Annotated in this window: 22 protein-coding genes and 1 pseudogene; 13 read left to right on the top strand and 10 right to left on the bottom strand. The window is 67.6% G+C overall.

Annotation, left to right across the window (positions count from 1 at the left end):
* Positions 1 to 183: 183 nt before the first annotated feature.
* Positions 184 to 339: pseudogene (locus WS45_RS36180) on the bottom strand (ISNCY family transposase); the annotation flags it as partial.
* Positions 340 to 588: 249 nt separating this feature from the next.
* On the opposite strand from WS45_RS36180, the gene WS45_RS17875 reads away from it, so the two are divergent.
* From WS45_RS17875 to WS45_RS17830, 10 genes are all read left to right on the top strand, one after another.
* The gene (locus tag WS45_RS17875) at positions 589 to 1,392 is read left to right on the top strand and encodes a transporter substrate-binding domain-containing protein (protein WP_059700922.1); all 804 of its coding nucleotides are present in this window, start codon (positions 589 to 591) and stop codon (positions 1,390 to 1,392) included.
* Between the two features lie 4 nt (positions 1,393 to 1,396).
* The gene (locus WS45_RS17870) at positions 1,397 to 2,131 is read left to right on the top strand and encodes an ABC transporter permease (RefSeq protein ID WP_059690538.1); all 735 of its coding nucleotides are present in this window, start codon (positions 1,397 to 1,399) and stop codon (positions 2,129 to 2,131) included.
* Positions 2,128 to 2,895 carry an ABC transporter permease subunit gene (locus WS45_RS17865; protein ID WP_059690539.1) on the top strand — a complete coding sequence of 256 codons (768 nt, stop codon included), beginning with the start codon at positions 2,128 to 2,130 and terminating at the stop codon, positions 2,893 to 2,895. The genes WS45_RS17870 and WS45_RS17865 overlap by 4 nt, the downstream gene beginning before the upstream one ends.
* A gap of 26 nt (positions 2,896 to 2,921) precedes the next feature.
* Positions 2,922 to 4,304: an LLM class flavin-dependent oxidoreductase gene (locus WS45_RS17860; RefSeq protein WP_059700921.1), complete on the top strand. Its 1,383-nt coding sequence runs from the start codon at positions 2,922 to 2,924 to the stop codon at positions 4,302 to 4,304.
* 150 nt (positions 4,305 to 4,454) lie between these two features.
* On the top strand, positions 4,455 to 5,381 hold the full coding sequence (locus WS45_RS17855; protein WP_059536331.1) for a TauD/TfdA dioxygenase family protein: 927 nt from the start codon (positions 4,455 to 4,457) through the stop codon (positions 5,379 to 5,381).
* A 47-nt stretch (positions 5,382 to 5,428) separates the two neighbouring features.
* Positions 5,429 to 6,460: an ABC transporter substrate-binding protein gene (locus WS45_RS17850; RefSeq protein WP_059700920.1), complete on the top strand. Its 1,032-nt coding sequence runs from the start codon at positions 5,429 to 5,431 to the stop codon at positions 6,458 to 6,460.
* A gap of 67 nt (positions 6,461 to 6,527) precedes the next feature.
* A complete protein-coding gene (locus tag WS45_RS17845; protein ID WP_059700919.1) occupies positions 6,528 to 7,517 on the top strand; it encodes an ABC transporter ATP-binding protein in 990 nt (329 codons plus the stop codon).
* A complete protein-coding gene (locus WS45_RS17840; RefSeq protein ID WP_059700918.1) occupies positions 7,514 to 8,401 on the top strand; it encodes an ABC transporter permease in 888 nt (295 codons plus the stop codon). Before WS45_RS17845 ends, WS45_RS17840 begins: the two co-directional genes overlap by 4 nt.
* A gap of 175 nt (positions 8,402 to 8,576) precedes the next feature.
* Complete coding sequence (locus WS45_RS17835; RefSeq protein WP_059700917.1) at positions 8,577 to 9,794, top strand: acyl-CoA dehydrogenase family protein; 1,218 nt, start codon at positions 8,577 to 8,579, stop codon at positions 9,792 to 9,794.
* A gap of 39 nt (positions 9,795 to 9,833) precedes the next feature.
* Positions 9,834 to 11,222: an LLM class flavin-dependent oxidoreductase gene (locus WS45_RS17830; protein ID WP_059700916.1), complete on the top strand. Its 1,389-nt coding sequence runs from the start codon at positions 9,834 to 9,836 to the stop codon at positions 11,220 to 11,222.
* A 2-nt stretch (positions 11,223 to 11,224) separates the two neighbouring features.
* Here WS45_RS17830 and WS45_RS17825 read toward each other — a convergent pair whose 3' ends face one another.
* From WS45_RS17825 to WS45_RS17810, 4 genes are all read right to left on the bottom strand, one after another.
* Positions 11,225 to 12,436, bottom strand: coding sequence for an LLM class flavin-dependent oxidoreductase (locus tag WS45_RS17825; RefSeq protein ID WP_059690560.1), 1,212 nt, complete (start codon positions 12,434 to 12,436; stop codon positions 11,225 to 11,227).
* Positions 12,437 to 12,533: 97 nt separating this feature from the next.
* Complete coding sequence (locus WS45_RS17820; protein WP_059701031.1) at positions 12,534 to 13,082, bottom strand: c-type cytochrome; 549 nt, start codon at positions 13,080 to 13,082, stop codon at positions 12,534 to 12,536.
* Positions 13,075 to 14,334, bottom strand: coding sequence for a sulfite dehydrogenase (gene soxC / locus WS45_RS17815; protein WP_059701032.1), 1,260 nt, complete (start codon positions 14,332 to 14,334; stop codon positions 13,075 to 13,077). Before soxC ends, WS45_RS17820 begins: the two co-directional genes overlap by 8 nt.
* Before the next feature lie 132 nt (positions 14,335 to 14,466).
* Positions 14,467 to 15,651: a porin gene (locus tag WS45_RS17810; RefSeq protein WP_059700915.1), complete on the bottom strand. Its 1,185-nt coding sequence runs from the start codon at positions 15,649 to 15,651 to the stop codon at positions 14,467 to 14,469.
* Between WS45_RS17810 and WS45_RS35075 the strand changes: the two genes are divergently transcribed.
* The 3 genes from WS45_RS35075 (at position 15,650) to WS45_RS17795 (ending at position 17,544) form a co-directional block, all read left to right on the top strand.
* Positions 15,650 to 16,039: a hypothetical protein gene (locus tag WS45_RS35075; RefSeq protein ID WP_156437207.1), complete on the top strand. Its 390-nt coding sequence runs from the start codon at positions 15,650 to 15,652 to the stop codon at positions 16,037 to 16,039. The genes WS45_RS17810 and WS45_RS35075 overlap by 2 nt on opposite strands.
* 95 nt (positions 16,040 to 16,134) lie before the next feature.
* On the top strand, positions 16,135 to 16,479 hold the full coding sequence (locus WS45_RS17800; protein ID WP_059700914.1) for a DUF3088 domain-containing protein: 345 nt from the start codon (positions 16,135 to 16,137) through the stop codon (positions 16,477 to 16,479).
* A gap of 66 nt (positions 16,480 to 16,545) precedes the next feature.
* On the top strand, positions 16,546 to 17,544 hold the full coding sequence (locus WS45_RS17795) for an ABC transporter substrate-binding protein (protein ID WP_059700913.1): 999 nt from the start codon (positions 16,546 to 16,548) through the stop codon (positions 17,542 to 17,544).
* 215 nt (positions 17,545 to 17,759) lie between these two features.
* On the opposite strand, the gene WS45_RS17790 is transcribed toward WS45_RS17795, so the two are convergent.
* The 5 genes from WS45_RS17790 to WS45_RS17770 form a co-directional block, all read right to left on the bottom strand.
* The gene (locus WS45_RS17790) at positions 17,760 to 18,773 is read right to left on the bottom strand and encodes a hypothetical protein (RefSeq protein WP_059700912.1); all 1,014 of its coding nucleotides are present in this window, start codon (positions 18,771 to 18,773) and stop codon (positions 17,760 to 17,762) included.
* 86 nt (positions 18,774 to 18,859) lie between these two features.
* A complete protein-coding gene (locus tag WS45_RS17785; protein ID WP_059700911.1) occupies positions 18,860 to 20,425 on the bottom strand; it encodes a methyl-accepting chemotaxis protein in 1,566 nt (521 codons plus the stop codon).
* Positions 20,426 to 20,579: 154 nt separating this feature from the next.
* Positions 20,580 to 21,986 (bottom strand): MmgE/PrpD family protein, encoded by a 1,407-nt coding sequence (locus WS45_RS17780; RefSeq protein WP_059700910.1) that lies wholly within the window; start codon positions 21,984 to 21,986, stop codon positions 20,580 to 20,582.
* Positions 21,983 to 22,891 (bottom strand): polysaccharide deacetylase family protein, encoded by a 909-nt coding sequence (locus WS45_RS17775; RefSeq protein WP_059700909.1) that lies wholly within the window; start codon positions 22,889 to 22,891, stop codon positions 21,983 to 21,985. Before WS45_RS17775 ends, WS45_RS17780 begins: the two co-directional genes overlap by 4 nt.
* Positions 22,888 to 23,760, bottom strand: a complete 873-nt coding sequence (locus WS45_RS17770; protein WP_059700908.1) for a polysaccharide deacetylase family protein — start codon at positions 23,758 to 23,760, stop codon at positions 22,888 to 22,890. The genes WS45_RS17775 and WS45_RS17770 overlap by 4 nt, the downstream gene beginning before the upstream one ends.
* Positions 23,761 to 23,763 lie beyond the last annotated feature (3 nt).

Below are 23,763 nucleotides of genomic sequence, written 5' to 3'. Positions count from 1 at the left end.
CGGATTCGGATGTCGTAGCGCCGGCTACATTCCGATGTCGCACGTTTCATCGGTTTCCCGTCATTCAGCGTTGAAGGAACAGGCCTGAAGCAGCAGGGCGCTTACGCTCACCCGCGGGCCTTCGCGGACCGCCGCTCAGTTCCTGCTCTGATGCGATCTCCAGAATCGCCGTCTCGCTTCGTTCACCCGCACCGGAAGCCCTCGATGCGTTCGCGACGGCGCGATCCCGATCCGCCGGCTGTCGCGCTGCGCTTGAAACGCTTGCGCCACTCGCAGCGCGTGGCTCGGGCGCTTGTGGTCCACGATTGCGCCTTGATCGACCTCGGCCAGCCGGCCCCAGAGCTTATCGCAAGCCAATGTCGACCCGAAATCTGAAGCTGCCGTCGGTGCGGCGCGCAACTGCGCAGGCGTGAGCGGTCGAACGATGCACCGTGCTTCACGTTCGACGGTGCGCCGTTCCGCCATATCGCGCGATCAGATATCCATCGAAAAAATAACCATTTGGTACACGCTTCGGCGCGCTTTACAGTTTCGCCTCATGCCGGCTGCGAAGCCGGTCGTTCCGACGTTATTTCAGAATTTCGCCACATGAATCGTTTGATGCGTTCCAGGGTCCGCCGTGCCGCGGCCGCGCTGTTCGTGCTCGGCCTCGCGCCGGCTTCCCATGCGGCTCAGCCGACGTTGCGCGTCGGCATCGACGCCGAGTCGTATCCGCCGTTCTTTTCGAAGGACGCGGCCGGCAAGTGGAAGGGCTGGGAAATCGACGTGCTCGACGCCGCGTGCGGCAAGCTGAACGTGCGGTGCGAACTCACCGACATTGCATGGGACGGCCTGATTCCGGCGTTGCAGAACCGCAAGATCGACGTGATCTGGTCGTCGATGACGATCACCGGCGAACGGCAGAAGGCGATCGATTTCAGTCGCGCGTATTACGAATCGCCGACGGTGTTCGTCGGCGCGAAAAGCGACCGGCGCCGCGTCGATTGCGCGGTGCCCGCGAGCTTCAAGGGCCGCGTGATCGGCGTCGAGGCCGGCACGAACTTCTCGGCGTTCCTCGACTCCCGCTTCAAGCCGGATGCGCAGATCAAGGCGTTCGACAAGTTCGACAACGCGCTCGCGGATCTGGTGTCCGGCCGTGTGGACTACGTGCAGGAAGGCAAGGGGCTGTTCACGGCATTCCTCGCGTCGCGCGACGGCAAGGACTTCGAGGTCAAGGCGACGTGCGCGGACAACCCGGTGCTGGGCCTCGGCATCGGCGCGGGTGTGCGCCAAGGCGATGCGCTGCGCGGCAAGCTGTCGACCGCGATCGCGCAACTGCAGCAGGATGGCACGTGGGATGCGATCACCGCCCGCTATCCGAACCTGAAGGGCACGATCGAGAAGGGCCGCTGACGCGATGGCCGCTGACGATTCGCTGCTCGCGTTGCTCGCATTCGGCGACGGCGGGTACGGCCGCGTGTTCGCGGGCGCATTCGCGCTGACGTTCGGCGTCGCGGCAGCGTCGTTCTGCACCGGCGTGCTGCTGGGCATCGCCGGCGCGCTCGGCAAGCTGTCGCGCCACGTGCCGCTCGCGTGGCTGGCGCGGCTCTACACGACGCTGGTGCGCGCGCTGCCCGAGCTGTTGTGCCTGCTGCTCGCGTTCTATGCCCTTGCACCTGCCGTCGAGGTCGCGCTGCACCGCGGCGGTCTGGTGCCCGACGGCTTCGCGTTCCCGCCGTTCCTGGTCGCTGCGCTGTCGCTCGGTTTCATCCAGGGAGCTTATCTGACCGACATCTTTCGCGCGGCGCTCGTCAACGTGCCGACCGGCCAGGTCGAAGCCGCGCACGCATACGGTATGACGCCGTGGCAGACGTTCACACGCATCCGGCTTCCGGCCGCCGCGCGGCTTGCATTGCCGGGCGTCGGCAACGTGTGGCTGAACGCGACCAAGGATGCCTCGTTCGTCAGCGTGCTCGGCTCGTTCACGGATCTGCTGAAGGCAAGCCAGCTCGCCGCCGGCGCGACGCGGCACTACGTATTCTTCTATCTGGTCACGGCTGCGCTGTTCCTGCTGCTGAGCATCGCGTCGACGGGTATTTTCGCGGCGCTCGAGCGGCACGCGAACCGTGGCACGAGGCGCGCAACCGCATGATGTTCTCGCTGCCGTTCCTGTTCGATACGGTGATGCCGAAGCTGCTCGCCGCAGTGCCGACGACGCTCGCGCTGACGTTTTTGTCGGGTGCGGCCAGCGTGCTGCTGGGCGTGCCGCTCGCGCTCGCCGCCGGCGCGCGCCATGCGCCGCTGCGCTGGTCCGCGCGCGGCTGGATCATGTTGATTCGCGGCACGCCGCTGCTCGTTCAGCTTTATTTGCTGTACTACGGATTCGGTCAGATCGTGCCGCGCGAATGGATGCGCGACAGCTGGGCATCGCCGCTGCTGCGCGACGCGTTCTGGTACGCAACCGTCGCGTTGAGCGTGAACGAGAGCGCGTATGTCGCGACGATCCTGCGCGGCGCGATCGCCGGCGTGCCGGCCGGCGAGGTCGAAGCCGGGCACGCATACGGAATGACGCGCATTCAGGTGCTGCGCCGCATCGTCGGCCCGCGCGCGTGGCGGCTCGCGCTGCCCGCGCTCACCGGCGAGGCGATCCTGTTGCTGAAATCGACCGTCCTCGCGTCGACCGTGACGGTGTTCGACGTGATGGGAACGGCCAATACGCTGCGCTTCGAGACGTTGCGCGTGTACGAACCGCTGGCCGGCGCGGCTGTCGTCTATGTCGTGCTGGTCGCGCTGCTCACCATCCCGGCCGCTCGCTTCGAGCAGCGTGTCAATCGCCATCTGACGCGCGCCCCCGACGCTCGCGTGCCTGTACGCCGCCGCCGCGCGTCGCCGGGCGCGTGGGCGGCCCCCAACTGATTCCTGCCCTGGTAACGAACCCGACGATGTCCGATCCTCGCCCCTTGCTGTTTTCCCTGTATGAACAAGCCAGCGTCGGCTGCGGCGGCGCGCCGAGCCTGTGGACCCATCCCGCAGATGAACGGCTGCGTGCGAATACGCTCGCATTCTGGTCGAACCTCGCGCGCACGGCCGAGCAGGCCGATCTCGACATGCTGTTCTTCGCGGACGTGCTCGGCCTGTACGACGTCTATGGCGGATCGGCCGACGCAGCGGTCCAGTGGGCGGTCGAGGCGCCCGCGAACGATCCGATGATGCTGATTCCGGCACTTGTCGCGCAGACCGAGCGGCTCGCGTTCGGCGTGACCGCGAGCACGACCTACGAGCATCCGTTCGCGCTCGCGCGCCGCTTCAGCACGCTCGATCACCTGAGCAACGGCCGGATCGGCTGGAACATCGTGACGTCCTACCTGACGAGCGCGGCGCGCAACTTCGGGCTCGACCGGATGATCGGCCATGACGAGCGTTACGCGCGCGCCGAGGAGTTTCTCGACGTCGTGTACAAACTGTGGGAAGGGAGCTGGGCGGACGATGCGGTGGTCGCCGACAAGCACGTGCCGCGCTATGCGCGCGGCGACCGCGTGCGGCCGATCGCGCACGAAGGCACGCACTACCGCGTGCAGGGGCCGCACGTCTGTGCGCCGTCGCCGCAGCGCTCGCCCGTGCTGATCCAGGCCGGCTGGTCCGGGCGCGGGCGCGAGTTCGCGGCGAAGCACGCGGAGGTGGTGTTCGTCGCGAAGTCGAATCCGCACGAGATTCGTGCGGGCCTCGACGAGATTCGCCGGCTCGCGACGGAGCGCGGCCGCGCGGCGGACGACGTGAAGTCGCTGACCGTGCTGCGGATCGTGACCGCGCGCTCGTCGAGCGACGCGAAGGAGAAATACCACACGCTGCAGCAGCACTACCACCAGCACGCGCAACTCGTCAGCTATGCGGGCGACACCGGCATCGACATCGACCGCTATGCGGACGACGAACCGTTAACGACGCAGACGGAAGGGTTGACGTCCTACGTCGTGCGGCCCGACGGCAGCGGCAAGCCGCTCACCGCTGGGGACGTGCGGCGCAAGTTTGCGAGCGTCACGCGCGGCACCGATCTGATCCTCGTGGGCTCGCCCGACGAGGTCGCCGATCAGCTCGCCGAGCATGCGCGGCAGTCGACGACGAGCGGCTACATGCTCAATCCGCTGATCAGCCCGGGCACGCTCGACGATTTCGCCGAGCTGATCGTGCCGGAACTGAGAAAACGCGGCCTGTATCGGACGACGTCACCGGCCGGTACCTTCCGTTCGCGGCTGAGCGGCCGCGACCGCCTGCCGGACACCGCGCATGGCGCGTCGTTCCGGCAATCCGTATCCGACGGGCGGTGACGAGCCGGGCGATACCGGCGCCGGCCGGCGCCGTATGCACGAGCAGCGATCCTTATCACCGCAGCAGATAAACGTATCCGAATCGCTTCGTTGACGCAGTCCGGCACGCCCTCGTAGATTCGCGTTTTGACCTTACCAGGGGCCCGTGCCGTGACGACTACCGCCATCCGCGACGCCGCAACGCTTTCCGCCGGGCATCCCGCCTTGCGGCCGGGCGGCGCGGCCCAGCACTTCGACATCGTGCCGTTCGACGCGCCGCTCGGCGCCGAAGTGATCGGCCTCGACCTGTCGCGACCGCTCGACGCCGACGATTTCGCGCGCATCCATCGTGCCCATCTCGATCACCACGTGCTGGTGTTTCGCGACCAGATCATCACGCCGGACGAGCACATCGCGTTCAGCCGCCGCTTCGGCCCGCTGCAGATTCACGTGCTGCACCAGTTCGCGCTTGCCGGCCACCCGGAAGTGCTGATCGTGTCGAACATCGTCGAGAACGGCAAACCGGTCGGGCTCGGCGATGCCGGCCATTTCTGGCATTCCGACCTGTCCTACAAGGAAAAACCGAGCCTCGGCTCGCTGCTGCACGCGCAGGAACTGCCGGCGGAAGGCGGCGACACGTTGTTCGCCAACATGCATCTCGCGTGGGACACGCTGCCGGCCCACCTGCGCCGTGCGGTCGAAGGGCGGCGCGCCGAGCATACGTATCTCGCGCGCTATGCGGAACTGCAGGCGCGCAGCCCGTGGCGGCCGAACCTGTCGCCCGAGCAGATCGCGCAGGTCGCGGCGGTCGTTCACCCGGTCGTGCGCACGCATCCGGAAACCGGCCGCAAGGCGCTGTTCGTCAGCGAGCATTTCACGACGCGGATCGTCGGGCTGCCCGACGACGAAAGCCGCGCACTGCTCGACGAGTTGTTCGCGCACAGCGTGCGCGCCGAGCACCTGTATCGACACGCATGGCGCGACCACGATCTCGTGTTCTGGGACAACCGCTCGCTGATGCATCTGGCCGCTGGCACGCCCGACCACCTGCGCCGCAAGCTGTACCGTACGACGATCGAAGGTGACGCGCCTTTCTGAGTTGCACGCGCGTCCTTCATATCAGCCCCTTCCCGACTGGAGTCCCGATGTCGTTTTCGTTTTTGCCGGCGCGCCGCGCGCTGGCGGCCACGCTCACCGCCGCGCTCGCCTTCGCGGGTGCGGTGATCCCGCACGCCGCGCACGCGGAGGGCCGCATCCGCATCGCCGAGCAATTCGGCGTCGTCTACCTGATGCTGAACGTCGCGCGCGACCAGCAACTGATCGAGAAGGAAGGGCGCAAGGCCGGCCTCGACATCAAGGTTGACTGGGTGCGGCTGTCCGGCGGCGCGGCCGTGAACGACGCGCTGCTGTCCGGCGCGGTCGACATCGCGGGCGCGGGCGTCGGGCCGCTCTTGACCGTGTGGGACCGCACGCGCGGCCGGCAGAACGTGAAGGGCGTTGCGTCGCTCGGCAATTTTCCGTACTACCTCGTGAGCAGCAACCCGAACGTGAAGACGATCGCCGACCTGAGCGCGAAGGACCGCATCGCGGTGCCGGCGGTCGGCGTGTCGGTGCAGTCGCGCGTGCTGCAGTATGCCGCTGCGAAGCAGTGGGGCGACAAGCAGTTCGACAAGCTCGACGCGCTCACGCAGGCGATTCCGCATCCCGACGCGACGGCCGCGATTCTCGCGAACAGCAACGTGATCACCGGCCACTTCGGCAATCCGCCGTTCCAGGAGCAGGAACTCGCCGGCAATCCGAACGCGCATATCGTGCTGAATTCGTATGACGTGCTGGGCGGCCCGAGCTCCGCGACCGTGCTGTACGCGACCGAGAAATTCCGCAACGACAATCCGAAGACCTATCGCGCGTTCGTCGCCGCGCTGGCCGACGCCGCACGGCAGATCGCGGCCGATCCGGAGCGCGCGGCCGATACCTATATTCGCGTGAACGGATCGAAGATCGATCGCGCGCTGCTGCTGAAGATCCTGCGTAATCCGCAGGTGCAGTTCAAGACCGCGCCGCAGAACACGTTGCCGCTCGCGCAGTTCATGCATCGCACCGGCGCGATCCGCAACGAACCGAAGTCGTGGCGCGACTATTTCTTCGACGATCCCGCGACGGCCGGCGGCAGTTGAGCGGCGCCGATGTTGCGACGTCGCGATCGACGCTTATGCGTCGGCGCGGTTTCGATATGCGCAATCGATGGTTGGTCCGCACGATACCCGGCCGTATGTTGATGCTTTTCCCGCAAGAGATTCGATCGTGAACGCCACTTCTCCCCGAACCTGGTTGCCGCCGTATGCGGCACGTGGCGGCGCGTCGCCGGCCGCGTCCGTCGTGCCCGATACACGTGCGGAGGACTGCTCGGCCACGCACTCCGCGCCGGCCGGCGCGCACAGCGAACGCCTGCTGGCCATCGACCAGGTCAGCCTCGAATACCGCAGCGGCGCGCGGATCGTTCGCGCGACGCATCAAGTGAGCTTCGACGTGTACGGCAGCGACCGCTTCGTGCTGCTCGGCCCGTCGGGGTGCGGGAAGTCGACGCTGCTGAAGGCGATCGCCGGCTTCATCGAGCCCGTCGCGGGGTCGATCGCGCTCGACGGCCGGCCCGTGCGCGGGCCGGGCCCCGACCGCGTCGTCGTGTTCCAGGAATTCGACCAGTTGCCGCCGTGGAAGACGGTGGTCGAGAACGTCGCGTTTCCGTTGCGCGTTGCCGCGAAGCTGTCGCGTGCCGAAGCACGCGAGCGCGCGCTGCACTATCTCGACAAGGTCGGGCTGAGCACCTTTGCCGATGCGTATCCGCATACGCTGTCGGGCGGCATGAAACAGCGCGTCGCGATTGCGCGGGCGCTGGCGATGCAGCCGCGCGTCCTGCTGATGGATGAACCGTTCGCCGCGCTCGACGCGCTCACGCGCCGCAAGATGCAGGAGGAACTGCTGCGGCTGTGGGACGAATTCCGCTTCACGCTGCTGTTCGTCACGCACTCGATCGAGGAGGCGCTCGTGGTCGGCAACCGGATTCTGCTGCTGTCGCCGCATCCGGGCCGCGTGCGCGCGGAGCTCAACAGTCACGAACATTCGCTCGAGAACGTCGACACCGGCGACTTCCGCGACAACGTCGCGCGAATTCATCGCCTGCTGTTCGACACCGCCGCACCGCACGTACCGACGATGGAGGACGCCGCATCATGAGCACGATCGATCCGGCCCTGCCGCCGCTGCCGCCCGTGCGCGACGAATACACGCGCACGCTCGACACGCTGCCCGACGCCGAGCGCGCGGCGCCGGCGCCGCTGCTGCACCGCATCGCCGGTGCCGCGTGGTTTCGCCGCGGCGTCATCGCGCTCGTGCTGATCGCCGTATGGGAGATCGTCGCGCGCATCGTCGCGAACGACCTGCTCGTGCCGACCTTCGGCGCGACGCTGGCCGCATTCGTGCAAGGCATCGAGTCGGGCGAACTGCTGGTCAAGACCGGCATCTCGATGTCGGTGCTGCTGCGCGGCTATGCGCTGGGCGTGCTGCTGGCGTTCGCGCTGACGTCGCTCGCGGTGTCAACGCGCATCGGTCGCGATCTGCTGACGATGCTCACGTCGATGTTCAATCCGCTGCCGTCCATTGCATTGCTGCCGATCGCGCTGCTGTGGTTCGGGCTCGGCACCGGCAGCCTGCTGTTCGTGCTCGTGCATGCGGTGTTGTGGCCGCTCGCGCTTAGCATGTACACCGGCTTCGCCGGCGTGCCCGCCACGCTGAAAATGGCCGGGCGCAACTACGGGCTCACGGGTCTGCGCCAGATCGCGCTGATCCTCGTGCCGGCCGCCCTGCCGTCGATCCTGGCGGGGCTGCGTGTCGGCTGGGCTTTCGCGTGGCGCACGCTGATCGCCGCCGAGCTCGTGTTCGGCGCGAGCGCGGGGCAGGGCGGGCTCGGCTGGTACATCTTCCAGAACCGCAACGAGCTGTATACGGATCGCGTGTTCGCGGGCCTCGCGGCCGTCATCGTGATCGGGCTGCTGGTCGAGAACCTGGTGTTCGATACGCTCGAACGCGCGACCGTGCGGCGCTGGGGCATTCAGCACTGAGGCGTCCGGACGCGATCAATCCCGGCGCGTGCATAACGTAAGCTGAAATCGGCTTTTCACGCGCAGCGGGTGGGTCCCTATACTTGCGGACGGCGCGTAACGTACGCCGTGTAACGGATGCCGCGTCGCGCGCTGCCGCGACGTTCCCCGAACGACCCGAACAAGGACCTGCCGAATGACTGCCCGTGACGCCGTCGATCCGCGCGACGCATTGCGCGACGCGCTCGCCGCGCTGCCCGATCTTGCGACCGCGATTGGGCAGGATGCCGCACAGCGCGAGGCGCGCCGCGAACTGCCGTTCGAAGGCTTCGCGATCTTCCGGCGCTCGGCGCTGGGCGCGCTGCGGATTCCGGTCGAGCGCGGCGGGCTGGGCGGCACGCTGGTCGACCTGTTCGATACGATCGCGACGCTGGCGGCCGCCGATTCGAATCTCGCGCACGCGCTGCGCATCCACTACGACCAGACCGAGACGCTGCGGTTGTCGCCGCGCACGGCGTTCAACGACGTGCAGCTCGAGCGCGTGCTCGGTGGCGCGATCTTCGGCGGTGCGTCGACCGAGCGCGGCACGTCGCGCCCGGGCGAGAACACGACCGTGCTGCGGCGTGACGGAGATCACTACCGCGTAACGGGCCGCAAATACTATTCGACGGGCACCGCGTTTGCCGATTTCGCGCGCATCAACGTCGAGAACGAGCAGGGCGACGCGCTCGCCGTGATCATCCCGGTCGCGCGCGACGGCGTGCAGGTGCTCGACGACTGGGACGGCATGGGCCAGCGCATGACCGCGAGCGGCAGCCTGCTGCTGCACGACGTGCAAGTGCTCGCGGACGAAGTCGCGGCGCGAGACGGCTCGACGCTCGTCGGCCGCCATTGCGGCGCGCTGCGGCAGCTGCATCTCGTCGCGACGGCCGCGGGCATCGTGCGCAACGTGGTGGCCGATGCACGCAGCTACGTGCTGACGCACGGCCGGCCGGTGCTGCACAGCCCGGCGCCGAGCGCGCGCGACGATCACTTCATTCAGCAGATCGTCGGCGAACTGTCCGCGCACAGCCACGCGATCGATGCGCTCGTGCGCGACAACGCGGCGGCGCTCGACCGCTCCGCCGATGCGATCGAGGCCGGCGACGCCGATGCGCACGAACGCGTGCTCGACAGCGCGCTGGCGACGGCGCGCACGCAGCTGATCGTCGGCAAGCTCGCGCTGCATGCGGCAGAGCGGCTGTTCGAGGTCGGCGGCGCATCGGCGACCGCACGCGTGCACAACCTCGATCGCCACTGGCGCAACCTGCGCACGATCTTCAGCCACAACCCGCTGCTGCACAAGGCGCGCGTGATCGGCGACTACGACCTGAACGGCGTGACCACGCATCTGACCGAAGGACGCGTGTTCTGATTCCGCCGCATCCGCGGCCCACTTTCGGGAAACCTCACGATGACGACCCGCACCGGCCATCTGCACCTCGGCGCGTTCCTGTATCCGACAGGCCATCACATCGCCGCATGGCGCCATCCGGATTCGCACGCGGACGCCGGCGTCGATTTTCGTCACTACGTCAGGCTTGCGCAGGCGGCGGAGGCCGCGAAGTTCGATCTCGTGTTCCTCGCGGACGGCGTCGGCACGCGCGGCGACGACGTCGAGTTCCTGAGCCGCACCGCGCACAGCTACGTCGCGCAGTTTGAGCCGCTGACGCTGCTGTCGGCGCTCGCGGCCGTCACCGAACGGATCGGCCTCGTCGGCACCGCGTCGACGAGCTTCAACGAGCCGTTCCATATCGCGCGCAAGTTCGCGTCACTCGACCACATCAGCGGCGGCCGTGCGGGCTGGAACCTCGTCACGTCGTCGAGCGTGCACGAGGCGCGCAACTTCAACCGCGATGCGCATTTCGAGCATGGCGAACGCTATGCGCGCGCGGAGGAATTCGCCGACGTCGTGCGCGGGCTGTGGGACAGCTGGGACGACGACGCATTCGTGCGCGATCGCGCGAGTGGCCGCTTCTTCGATCCCGACAAACGCCACGTGCTCGATCATCGCGGCCGGTTCTTCCAGGTGCGCGGGCCGCTGAACGTTGCGCGCGCGCCGCAGGGCCATCCGGTCGTCGTGCAGGCCGGGTCGTCGTCGGCCGGCACGCGACTGGCCGCGCGCACGGCCGAGGTGATCTTCACCGCGCAGCAGACGCTCGACGACGCGATCGCGTTCTACGCGGACGTGAAAGGGCAGCTTGCCGCGTTCGGGCGCGACCCCGACTCGCTGAAGATCATGCCCGGCGTCTTTCCGGTGGTTGGCCGCACCGAAAGCGAAGCGAAGGAAAAATTCGACGCGCTGCAGGCACTGATCGACCCGAAGGTCGGGCTCGCGCTCGTGTCGGGGCTGACGGGCGGCGTCGATCTGTCCGGCTATCCGCTCGACGGCCCGATCCCGCCGTTGCCGGAAACCAATGCGAGCAAGAGCCGGCAGACGCTGACGCTGGACCTCGCGCGCCGCGAGAACCTGACGATACGCGAACTCTATCTGCGGGTCGCGGGTGCGCGCGGTCATTGGCAACTCGTCGGCACACCGGAGCAGATCGTCGATGCGCTCGAGGAGCGCTTCGTGCAGTACGGCGCGGACGGCTACAACGTGATGGCGCCGACGTTGCCCGGCGGCCTCGACGATTTCATCGAACTCGTGCTGCCGGAGCTGCGTCGGCGCGGGCTGTTTCGCAGCGACTACGCGGGCCGCACGCTGCGCGATCATCTCGGGCTGCGGCGGCCTGCGCGGCGCGCATTTGCCACTTCCCCGGCGGTGGCGGCGTCTGCGGATTCGAGGGCCCCGGTTGCCTGAACTCAGCGCCTCAGGCCCGCTTCGCGCAGCAGCGGCAGCACGCGCGCGCCGAAGAAATCGAGATCCGGCTTGAAGTCGTAGAAGCTCAGCTGAATGCCGTCGATGCCGGCCCGATGCAGCCGCACGATGTAATCGGCGACTTCGTCGGGCGAGCCCGTGATCGAGATGTTGCCGCCGATCGCGCGCGCGGCCGCCTGCGAGCGGTGCTTGAAGCCGCCGCGCCACGCATGGGCATCGCTGTCGAAGCGGTGAAAACTCCCTTCGTCCGCATGCGCGACGATCGCATCGCGATACGCGCGCGCTTCCGCCGCCGTTTCGCGGCAGATCACGAGCGGGTTGAGCAGCGTGCGGATCGTCCGGCCGCGCGCGGCCGCGGCCGCCTTCACGCGGGCCGTATGCGCGGGCAGTGCGTCGAGCGCGAGATCGACGTCCGGGCCGGCGGGGCTCGTGACGAACACGATGTCCGAATAGCGGGCCGCGAAATCGATGCCCGCATCGGAGCCCGTCGCGTTGATCAGCAGCGGGCGGCCGTATTGCGGCTTCGGCGTGACGAACGCGCCCGAGAGCCGCCAGCTCGACAGCGCGGGCGCGTAGCTGAAATTGTCCGGTTGCGCCCACAACTGACTGACCGCATCGACGAATTCGGCGGCCATTTCGTAGCGTCGGTCGTGCTCGATCCGGTTCCAGCCGAACATCTCGTGTTCGATCGCCCGGTGGCCGGTCACGACGTTGATGCCCCAGCGTCCGCGCGAGATGTGGTCGAGCGTCGCCGTGAACTTCGCGAAATGCAGCGGATGCCACGGACCGTACAGCACGTGGCTCGTCGCGACGAGGATGATCCGCTCGGTGCGCGCGGTGAGCGCCGCCAGCGTCATGAACGAGTCGAGTGCGTGGCCGTCGAATACGCCGCCGTAGCCGCCTTTCGGCAGCCACTGCGACAGCGCGAACACGAGATCGAAGCCCAGCGCCTCGGCGCGTGCGACGAGCGCGGCGTTGTAATCGAACGTCCAGTCGGTCGTGCGCGGCAGCGTCGATGCGCTCCAGCCGCCGGCCTGGATCGGCAGGAACAGGCCGAGCATCAGCGGCTGCGCGAGCACGCGCGACGCGGGGCTATCGGGGAAATCGGCCGGTGAGCGGACGTCGACGAACGGCGTCGGCGTGAACCCGGCGTCGGCCCGGGCGAGGTCGGAAGTGTCGGTCAAGATGGGCTCCATGCGACGCGCGCCGGCGTCGAGCGAAAGCATTGCGCGTACCGTGTCGGCAGTCGGCACGCACTGGTTTCCGGCATGCCGGCACATACGTCGTGTCGCGTCACATCCGCCCCGGCCGCGGGTCGGGCACGAAGCCGTCGCGGTTCGGCATCTGGATGCGCGGCAGCGTGCGCGCGTCGAGCGTCGCGTCGTCGGGCACGATGCCGTTCAGGTGCAGCACGTATGCGGTGACCGCATAGACGTCGTCTGCGCTCAGCGATTGCGGCGCGTTGTACGGCATCGCGCGGCGGACGTAATCGAACAGCGTCGTCGCATAAGGCCAATAGCTGCCGACCGTTTTCTTCGGCTTGGCACCGGCGAGCGAACCGCTGCCGCCGACGAGCGGATCACCGACGCCGCCCTGGCCGCCGGCGCCGTGACACATCGCGCATTTGTCCGCGAACACGTGCGCGCCGCGCGCGACGGTGCCCGCGCCGCGCGGCAGGCCGTTGCCGTCGGGCGCGACGTCGATGTCCCAGGCCGCGATCGCCGCGCGGTCGATCGGCTGACCGAGACCGAAGCCGGCGCCGAGGGCCGGCAACGCGATCGTGGCGATCGCGGCCGACACGACGGCGTACGACGCGAGCAGACGTGCAAGCGGCCTACGCATTGCGCACCTCGCCGTCCGCGCCGACATGCCAGTTCTGGATGCCGTTGTAGTGGTATTGCGAATTGACGCCGCGTGCGGCGACGAGCGCGTCGCGGGTCGGCTGCATGTAGCCCGTTTCGTCGGTTGCGCGGCTTTGCAGGTCGGCCGGCTCGCCGTTCCAGACCCAGTCGGCCTCGAAGCGCGTCAGCGCGCGATCGCGCACGTCGCCGGCGAGCCGCGCGGCGCGCCACGTGCGGCCGCCGTCGATCGACACGTCGACCGCGCGAATCCGGCCGCGCCCCGACCATGCATAGCCGCTGATCGGGTAGTAGCCATGCGACGCGAGCCGGTGGCCGGCGGACGGCCGCGTGATCACCGATTTCGCGTCCATCTCGAACACGAACTGGCGCGCGCATCCGTTTGGCAGCAGGCTCGTGTACTTCGACGTTTCCTCGCGGGTCATCTCCGGCGCGCGTACCAGCTTCAACCGCCGCAGCCACTTGATGTTCGTGTTGCCTTCGAAGCCCGGCACGATCAGCCGCACCGGATAACCGTTCTCGGGGCGCAGCCGCTCGCCGTTCTGCGCATAGACGACGAGCGCGCGCTCGAGAATGCGGTCGAGCGGCAGGCTGCGCGTCATCGCCGCGCCGTCCGCGCCTTCCGCGAGCAGCCATTGCGCGGCCGGGTCGATGCCGGTTTCGTCGAGCAACGTCGACAGCCGCACGCCGGTCCATTCGCAGCATGACAGCAGCCCGTGCGTGAACTGGACCGGCAGCCCGCTCGGGCCGTTCCATTCGCTGCCGGTGTTGCCCGAGCATTCGAGGAAGTGGATGCGCGATTCGGACGGAAAGCGCAGCAGGTCGTCGATCGTAAAGACGCGCGGCTCGCGCACGAGCCCGTGCACGACCACGCGATGGCGCTGCGCGTCGATATCGGGCACGCCCGCATGATGGCGTTCGTACACGAGGCCGTTCGGCGTGATGTCGCCGAACAGGTCGGCGAGCGGCGTCATCGAGGAGCCGGAGCCGGGCAGGGCAGGCGAGCGCGCGCTGCGGCGAATCACGTCGCGTTCGTGCTCGCCCGGCACGCCGTACGGCGGCGACAGCAATGGTGCGCCCGGCGTGCGCGTCCACGGCGGGATGTCGAGCGGCGCGAGCGTCTGGCTCGCGAGCGCGCCGCCTGCCGGCAGCAGCGCGGCGGCCCAGCCGCCGGCGAGCTGGCGCAGTGCCGTGCGGCGCCCGGTGCGGTGTGGGCGGGAAGCGTTATCGGTCATCGGCGAAGCCATGCCGCGCGTGGCGCGGCAGCATCCGGAAAAACGGACATTGTCGGCAACCGGGCGCGGCGCGACAAACAACGATTCCCGCTTTGCTTATCGCGCCGCGCGCGTGTCACGTTGCACGCACGTTCAGAACTTCACGCGCAACCCGCTGACGACCGCGACCTGACGGTTCGTCGACGACGCGCTGCCGATGTTCGAGATCGCCGCGATCTTGCGATAGCCGCCCGACGTCGCGGTGCTCGCATCGCCAGCCGCGAGCTGGTAGATGCCGGACAGATAGATGTCGGTGCGCTTCGACAGCGCATAGTCGAACCCGAGCGTGAATTGGTGCCAGCGCGGCTTCAGCGTCTGGCCGCCGGTGCCTGGCAAGCCGCTCGCGCGTCCGTCGGTGAACGTGTAGACGCCGATGAGCGTTGCCGCCGGCGTGATCTGGTAGCGCCCGTTTACATCGTAGTTGTTGAACTTGCGCGACGAGCCGTCGACATAGTCGAGTTGCGTATGGCTCCACGCGAAGCCGAGCGTCGCGCGGCCCAGCGCGTAGTTCGCGCCCGCGACGCCGATCTGTTGCTTGCGCACGCCGCCGTTCAGCCCGTAGAAGAATGCGCCGCTGTAGTCGTTGCCGGTCGTCGTGGTCGCGCCGCCCACCGCGCCACTCGTGTTCGACGTCGCGTTCGGGTGATTCAGCCGCACGTAGCCCGCGCCGACCGAGAACGGGCCGTTCACGTAGTTCGCCGACACGCCCCATGCGTTGTTGTTCGGGAAGCCGGTGCCTGCGCCACCGTTCGCCTGGTTGCTGAAGGCGTAGAGCACATCGGCCGTGAAGCCGGCGATCGTAGCGCTGCGGAACTTCACCGCGTTGTTGATGCGGAAGCTCTGGTTCAGGTTGTCGTTGTCGCCGACGTGGGTTGCCGGCGACCAGAAGCCGGAACCCGAGTACGGCGCGACGAGGTCGGTGATCGGCTCGTACTGGCGGCCGAACGTCAGCGTGCCGAGGCCGGCCTGGTTCAGGCCGACGTACGCGGAGCGGCCGAACAGGCGGCCGCCCTGACCGAGCCCGCCGTCGCTCGGCCGGAATCCGCCTTCAAGCGTGAACACCGCCTGCAGGCCGCCGCCGAGATCCTCGCTGCCTTTGAGGCCCCAGCGGCTGCCGCTCAGCTTGCCGCTCGTCTGCTGGATGTTGCTCGCGCCGCCCTGGTTGTTCGTATAGGCGAGCCCGGCGTCGACGACGCCGTACAACGTGACGGAACTCTGCGCATGCGCGCCGATGGAACCGATCGAAACCAAACCCAGGACTACCGATTTCTTGATCATGAATATCCTCTGTTTTTATGGGTACGTCTGCGAGGATCACGATGCTATTGACTTCGGCGTGGTCGGCGAACACTCGTTCCGTACTTTGCAATTCGCTGCGCGAACGGATTGCAATGCGCGTCGATGCCCGCCCGGCGCACGCGCCACGATCGCGTCCGGCTCGCTTGCTGCGGCGAACGCATTGGTATCGATGGCAAACGCCGGGCGACCGCAACGTGCGCTCGCGCCCATATCGATCGATGAAATCGTTCGATGCCGCGCCGAAGTTCGTCTCGCTGACGATGTGTTTACGCAACGCGGCACTGTGAGGCGCACGGCAGATGCGGTATGCGCGCCGGCATATCGATTCCGCAAAATGTTCGTAGGGCCGCACGATGCGAGGCGGTAGAGTCGGGCATCCGGCCGTGATCCGGCCTGCGCCGGGCGCCATGCATGCAGTGTGCGTGCATGCCGGCCGAACCGTGAACAAGGGAGCCGTGTGAAATGAGTCGGGATGTGCTGTTTCTGCTGGAACCGGGCTTTGCCGATCCGAAGTATCCGGGGCGACACTTCGTCTGTCCGCATGGACTGGCGATCGAAGGGCTGCTCGCGAGCGCGCCCGATCGGGTCGACCGTGTCGACGTGCGCCGCGTCGGTTTCGAACGGCCGCGGCACGCGGTGATCGACGCGCTCGACGACGCGCATCAGGGCCTGCCGGTGCTCGTGCTCGGCAGCGCGCAACCGGCCCCGGACGATGCGCAAACGCTCGGCGCGGTGCGCTTCGTCACCGATCCGCGCCGGATTCTCGACCTGCTGGCCGAGCGCCACGGCTTCCCGGCGGTGCATTGACGCACGTCGGCCGTCGCGCGCGGCGGCTTCCTTTTTCCATTTTCCTTGAATCGAAAGGAGCATTCGATGGCGCCAACTTCGGCGGCGCGCCGCCGCCTGCTGTTCGCCGGCGCCGCGCTCGCGACGTCATCTGTAATCGCGCGGGTCGCGCTTGCCGCGCCGGCCGCCAGCACCGATCTGGCCGGCACCACGTTGCGTGTCGCGACCTACAAGGGCGGCTGGCGTGCGTTGCTGCAAGCGGCCGGGCTAAGCGACACGCCGTACCGGATCGAGTGGCGCGAGCTCAACAACGGCGTGCTGCACATCGAGGCGCTGAACGCGGATGCACTCGACATCGGCTCGGGCAGCGAGATTCCTGCGGTATTCGCCGCGCGGCAGAAGGCCAGCGTCCGGTTCATCTCGCGCACGCGCGAAGACCTGAACAACCAGGTCACGCTCGCGCGCAAGGAAACGCCGATCCGCAGCATCGCGGACTTGAAGGGCAAGCGCGTCGGGTACGTGCGCGCGACGACGTCGCACTATTTCCTGTACCGGCAGCTCGCGGAGGCCGGTCTCGGGTTCGACGACATCCATCCGATCAACCTGTCGCCGACCGACGGGCTGTCCGCGTACGATCGCGGCGATCTCGATGCGTGGGCCATCTACGGCTACAACGGCCAGCTCGCGCGCAATCGGTATGGCGCCCGCGTGCTGAAGACGGGCAAGGGCTATCTGTCCGGCAATTTCCCGGTCTATGCGAATCCGCGCACGCTCGACGATCCGCGCCGGCGCGCGGCGACTGGCGATCTGTTGCTGCGGCTCCAGCGTGCTTATGCATGGGCGAACGGGCACTTCGATGCGTATGCGCGCGTGCAGAACGGCGAGACGCGTGTGCCGGTCGCCGATCTCTCCGCGATGTTCGCCCAGCGCAGCGACGACTACGCGCTGCTGCCCGTGACGTCCGACGTGGTCGCGCAGCATCAGCAGGTCGCGGACGTGTTCGCGCGGATCGGCGTGCTGGATGGTCCGGCGAATGTCGCGCCGTTCTGGGATACGTCGTTCAATGCGTTGGTGGCGTCGGCGTGAAGCGGTGGAAGGTGGATGGGCGTCATACGCGATGCATGACACGACGGCCAGCCGTTCTGCCGTGCGGTCAGGCTTCAGGCCCAAATCCGCCACGGCCTGAATAGGCTTACCGAGGTCCAAATGCGACATTTCTAAAAAGCTACTACATCCAAGCCGATGATCATCAGCATTATGTCAACTCAAATCGCAACACAGCGAACCTGCATTCACCGCGCCTAGAAATTCCGCGCCACCCCGACCATGAACATGTCCTGATCCTTGTCGTTGCCGGTTGCGACACGATTGAAGCGCAAGCTCGCAGCCCAGTCATTCGTGACCTGATACGTCACCTGCGCGCTGAGCAAGGCATTGAGTCTCGTCTTGCTCGAGGCTTCGTCCCGATCACGCGAGAGATACGGACCTACGCCTGCCGAAAGCGTCCATTTGCTCCTGATCGGCGCGACGTACCAGAGTTGCGCCGCCACACCTCTTCGACCGGCGACGCCATTATTGCCCTCGTAGACGAAGCTCGCCGAATAGGCCCACGCATTGCCGAGCGGCCGCTTGACTTCGACCATATACCCTTTCTCGATCGGCACTTGAGGACGATTCGTCTGCGACGTGCCGGCCCAAACGCTAACCTGCGTCTTGCCGTCCGAAAACGCGGGGCCGGGATCGCCGCCGAAATCCGAGCCGATGCCGAAGAGCACCGCGTCGGAATTGAATCCGCCAATCATCTGGACGTGGTTGTACTGGACCTTGAGGAAGAAGCGGTTGGGAACGACGTAATACCGCACCGCTGCCGACGCACGTACGCCCCATCGCTTTTCGTTACGCACCTCGTTGTCGACATGCGTTGTGTCCATGCTGAAATACGGTCCCGCCGAGAATTCGAGCGCCACGCGACTGCCGAGCGGCCAACGAAACGAACCCAGGGCGGCGAAGCCGTCACGGTGGTGATCCAGGGGATGTCCCTCGTTCACATACGCGAGGTAGACCGAGAGGTAGTCATTCAGGACGTCGCCGAAGCCGACTTCGTAGGCGCGCCAATGCATGTCGCCACCCTCGGTCGCGCGTCCGTCGCCATACACGGCATAGACGTTGAGCTTTCTTTCAGATTGCTTGACATCGGTCGGCAAGCTCGACGGACTGTCCTCGGCGTGCACGTGGCCTGGGCCGGCCAGAATCGCCAGACCGGCGATCCAGCTTGTGAGCACGAAGCGCGAATAGATGCGACGGCACTGTCCCATTTGGACACCCCTCACCCTGGTAACCGCGATTTCCTGGACAAGCTGGTAACGATTATAGGCTGCCTCCGGTGACCGGTCGCCCGGGTTTACGCAACGATCTGCGAGGCCCCGATCCGAAAGACCGAGACGGTCGCCTCCAGCTGCCCCGCCTGCTCCCTCAGCGACAGCGCGGCCGCCGACGCCTGCTGAACCAGCGCCGCGTTCTGCTGCGTCACCTGATCCATTTGCGTCACCGCCTGATTCACCTGTTCGATGCCTCTGGACTGCTCGTCGGACGCGGCGGCAATCTCGCCCATCAGCACGTGCACGCGTTGCACCGACGTCAGGATCTCCGACATCGTCCCGGTCGCGCGATCGACCTGTCGCGCACCGGTCTCGACGCGTCTCAGCGAATCCGTGATGAGTTCCTTGATCTCCCGGGACGCCGTGGCGCTGCGTTGCGCGAGCGATCGCACTTCGCCTGCGACGACCGCGAATCCGCGTCCCTGCTCGCCTGCCCGCGCCGCTTCGACGGCCGCATTCAGCGACAGGATGTTGGTCTGGAATGCGATACCTTCGATGACGGAGATGATTTCGGCGATCTTGCCCGACGCCTCCGACAAACCGCGCATCGTGCTGACGACTTCCTGCGCCGCCTGATTGCCCTCTTCGGTCAGTAACGCCGCGTCGTGCACCACCTGATTCGCCTGCTTCGCGTTCTCGGCATTCTGGCGCACCGTCGAAGTCAGTTGCTCCATCGAGGCGGCGGTTTCCTCAAGCGACGCGGCCTGCTCTTCGGTCCGTTGCGACAGGTCCATGTTGCCGGCCGTGATCTCGTGCGCGGCCGTCTCGATGGAGTGCGAACCTTCCCGCACCACGCGAATCGTCTGCAGCAGCTTGCCTTGCATCGCCCGCAAGCCGGTCATCAGTTGCCCCATCTCGTCGGTCGAATCGACGTCGATCCGCGTCGTCAGGTCGCCACCGGCAATCGCGCTGAAATGATTGAGTGCGTGCGCAAGCGGCGCACCGATCGCGCGCTGAAGCGACCACCACGTGAGTACGGCTGCGCCGAGCGCGACCAGGATGCCGGCGATCGCGATGCCGACGAACCAGTGGAAACGAGCCTGCGCGGCATCGAACGTCACCCGCGAGGCCGTGATCTGGATGCGGCCGAGCGCGTCCATCGCGTCGGAGACGTCGATGAACAGCGACGGCGGTATGTGCCGCCAGACGTCGGGGATTTTCGCGGGATCGTGCGCGGCAATGGCGCCGAACATCGGTTCGAGGCCCTTCTCGACGAGCGCGTTGAACTTCGTGTTCGCGTCGGCCGCGCGGCGCGCTTCTTCGGGGCCGGAGAGCCGCAACGCGCGATACGCGTCCCACGCCTTCTTCGACGCGGCGAGCAGTTCACGGGATGTCGCGGTTTCCTGCGGCACGTCGGGGCTGTCCGGATCGAGCGCGATGCGATACAGCCATAGACGGGTTCTCGACAGCGCGACATTCGCCTGCCCAAGCGCCTCCGACGATGCGAGCCGGTCGGAATACAGCGTCTTCACATCGTCGTTGCTTATCGCCACGCCAATCACGCCGATGATGCCGCCGATGACGAGCAGCACGCCGAGAAAACCCATCGCCAGCGCCAGCCGGACGCGAATGCTGAAATTCCTGATCATGATGAGGGAAGCGTTGAGCACGAAACCGTTGCATGCGACGCATGCGTGTCCAGCCGATCGAAGGCGGCACGTGCGAGACCGATGCCTCGATAACGACCGGAGCGGCGCGTGAATTAGTGCGGAACCGACAAGGAACGTTTCCGGAAACGACGAGTTATGGGCGGAATTTCGGCGTGTTAGGTGAATCGCCTTCATCGGCCGCGAGCAACGCGTTCAACACCCGCGCGTCCGACAACCGCTCCAGCGACAGGCATGCGTCGCTCAACGCATCGGCCTGCGCCGGGGCGAGCGCGATGCCCGCCAGCGCACGAAACTTCGCCAGCAGCGCCGCATCGGACAGCGGATTGCGCGGATCGCCGAGCGCGATCGGCACGTGACGCGATTCCCGCCGCCCGTCCTCGCGATGCAGGATCACGGTCGGCTCGTCGAGATCGCCGAGCGCCGGATCGACCTCGATCGCGATGCGCGCGAGCAGCGCCGTGACGCGCGAATCCGTGCGCCTGTCGTCGCGATAGGCACCGATCCCCGTGTCGCCGAACGCGAGCGCGGCCGCAACCGCATACGGCAGGCTCATCTGCGACGACGACAGTGTCGACAGGTCGCGGCCGCCGCACATCCGGGCGACGAATGCGCTCGTCCGCACGACCACCCGCTCGATGTCGCCGGCCTCGAACGTGCGACCTTCGGCAAGCTGCAGCGCCGCGTCGACCGCCGCATGCGCGCTGCGGCACGACGCGTGCGGCTTGATCGAGCAGCGCATCAGCTTCCAGTGCACGCCGAGGCCGTCGGTCAATGCGTCGGGCGCATGCGATTGCGCGGCGAACGTGTTGAAGAAGCCGCCCCAGACGTCGTCGAACACACTGGCCGGGCCGCTCACGCCTTCGCGTGCCAGCAGCGCCGCGAGCACGCCCCCTTCCGCCGCGCGGCCGGCATGCAGCCGCTTCGTCTGCGATCCGTCATGGATGAAGCCCCACAAGCCACCGGAGAAACTCGCCGCATGACCGAGCACGTCGCGCGTGCGCGCGGCGTCGAGCCCGAGCACGCGTGCGCTTGCCGCCGCCGCGCCGAACACGCCGCAACTGAGCGTCGAGTGCCAGCCGGCCCCGTTGTGCGCCGCGTAGCCGCCAGCCGCCTCGAGCACGCGCCGGCCGACGTCGTAGCCGAGCACGATCGCGGCCACGCATTCCCGGCCGGTCACCGGGCGTTGCGCACACGACAGCGCGGCGAGCACGGCCGGCATCACGACCGCGCCCGAATGATCGCAGCCGCCGGAATCGTCGAGTTCGAGCGCGTGCGCGGCGATTCCGTTCACGAACGCCGCATCGCGCGCGCCCGCGGCTCGTCGAGTACCCCACAGCGGTGTGCCGCCGCGCTCGACCGTGCCGGTCAGCGCCCGCGCACTGCGCGTCTCGGCCGCGAACGTACCCGCCAGCGCCGCGCCGAACGTGTCGAGCACATGACGCTTGGCCTTCGCGACGACGTCGTCCGGCAACGCATCGGCGGCCGTCTGCGCGACGAACGCCGCGAGCCGCGTGGCGCGCGTTTGCGTCCCCGTCTTCATCGCGCCGATTCGTCCGCCAGACAATGCGCGAACACGTCGACCGGATGGCCCGGCGGATTGACGGGCATCCGGGCACGCCACCAGCGCGCGATGTCGCGCCCGGTCGCGAACCATACGTCGCCCGCGTCGCGCAGATGAGCGAGCAACGCGCGCAGCAAGTCGATGCGCCCCGCGGTGCCGATGATCTCGGGATGCAGGCGCAGCACGCAGCACAGCCCGAAGCGGCGAAACGCGTCGACGTCTCGCCGCCAGTTGTCGAGTACGTCACGGTACGCCGCGATGCGCGGCTGGCCGGCCGGCACCGGCGGCGACAGGTTGAACTCGAAGTACGGCTCGTCCTCGAGCTCGTAGTGCAGCGGCAGCTCGACGAGCCGCGCGCCGTCCGCGCGGTCGTCGCCGCGCGGATGCACGTACGGCAGATCGTCTCCGCGCCACGACGACGACCACGTGAAGCCTGCCGCGACGAGCCAGTCTGCGAAGCCCTCGGCCCAGTTGCCGGTGAACGAGCGAAAACCTTCCACGTCGCGGCCGATCGTGTCCGCAAGCGCCGCGCGCCCGGTGCGGCACGCGTCGATCTGCGCGGCGAGCGGCAGCGCGTCGAAGTCTTCGCAGCGATAGCCGCTCACGCCGAGTTCATGGCCGGCAGCGGCGATCTCGCGTACGGCGTGCGCATGCGTTTCGGCGACGATGCCCGGGACGAACCAGCTTGCGGGCACACCGGACGCATCGAACGCATCGAGCAGCCGGTCGACGCCGCGCATCGCGCCGTAACGCCACACAGACAGCGATTTCTCGCGGCCGACGATGCGCGGCTCGCGTGTCTGGATACCGTGTATGTCGTTGAAGTCGACCGTGATCGCGACCGCGCAGCGCGCGCCGTCCGGCCAGGCTGGAAGTGTCGTCACGGGCTGCTCCGTTGCGTCGGTTGCGTGTTGTGCGCGTGCTGCGCGAGCCACCAGTCGGCCACTTCGCGACAGCGCGCGAACCAGACGCCGTCCCGCGCGCACATGTGTTCGAACCACGCTTCGAGCAGTGCGAGGCGACCGGGCTTGCCGCAGACTTTCGGATGCAGCAGCGTCGTCAGGCACAGCCCTTCGCGGTATATGCCGTCGAATTCGCGCGTCCAGTTGTCGAGCGTCGCATCGTAGCCGGCGATCCGGTCGAGCCCGGGCGGATAGTCGGGATTGCGGTGATACGCGAGCGACGCGTAATCGTCGGTCTCCCAGCGGCCGGGAATCTCGACAAGTGACGGCTCGCCGTCGGCGCCGGGCAGCAGATAGGGACGATCGTCGCCGCGCATCGAACTCGAATAGCGCACGCCGGCTTCGCGCAGCACGCTCACGGTCGCCGCGCTCCAATCGCCGGACGGCGTGCGGAAGCCGACTGGCCGCACACCGAGCGTGCGGTAGAGCACCTCGGCCGACTGCGCCATGATCTCGCGCTGCCGTTCGGGTTCGAGCGTCCAGAACGCTTCGTGCCGGTAGCCGTGATAACCGATCTCGTGTCCGCGCTCGACGATCGCCGCGCATTGCGCGGGCCAGGTCCGCGCAACCCACGCGGGCACGAAGAACGTCGCGGGCAGGTCGAACGACGCGAGCACGTCGAGCAGCCGGCCGAGCGCGCGCCATGGCCCGTAGCTGCCGAGCGTGAAATACGCGGGGTTGCGCCAGATCGACCCGTTCAGCATCGCGTCGCCGGTCGGGCCGTCGAGATCGAACGCGAGCGCGACGCACGCGCGCTTCGCGTCCGGCCAGCGGGGAGCCAAGGCCGTCATCGC

The organism is Burkholderia sp. RF2-non_BP3 (genome assembly GCF_001522185.1).
GTDB lineage: Bacteria > Pseudomonadota > Gammaproteobacteria > Burkholderiales > Burkholderiaceae > Burkholderia > Burkholderia diffusa.
The sequence above is the reverse complement of the archived record's forward strand: the minus strand, read 5'-3'. Positions and strand labels throughout refer to the sequence as shown.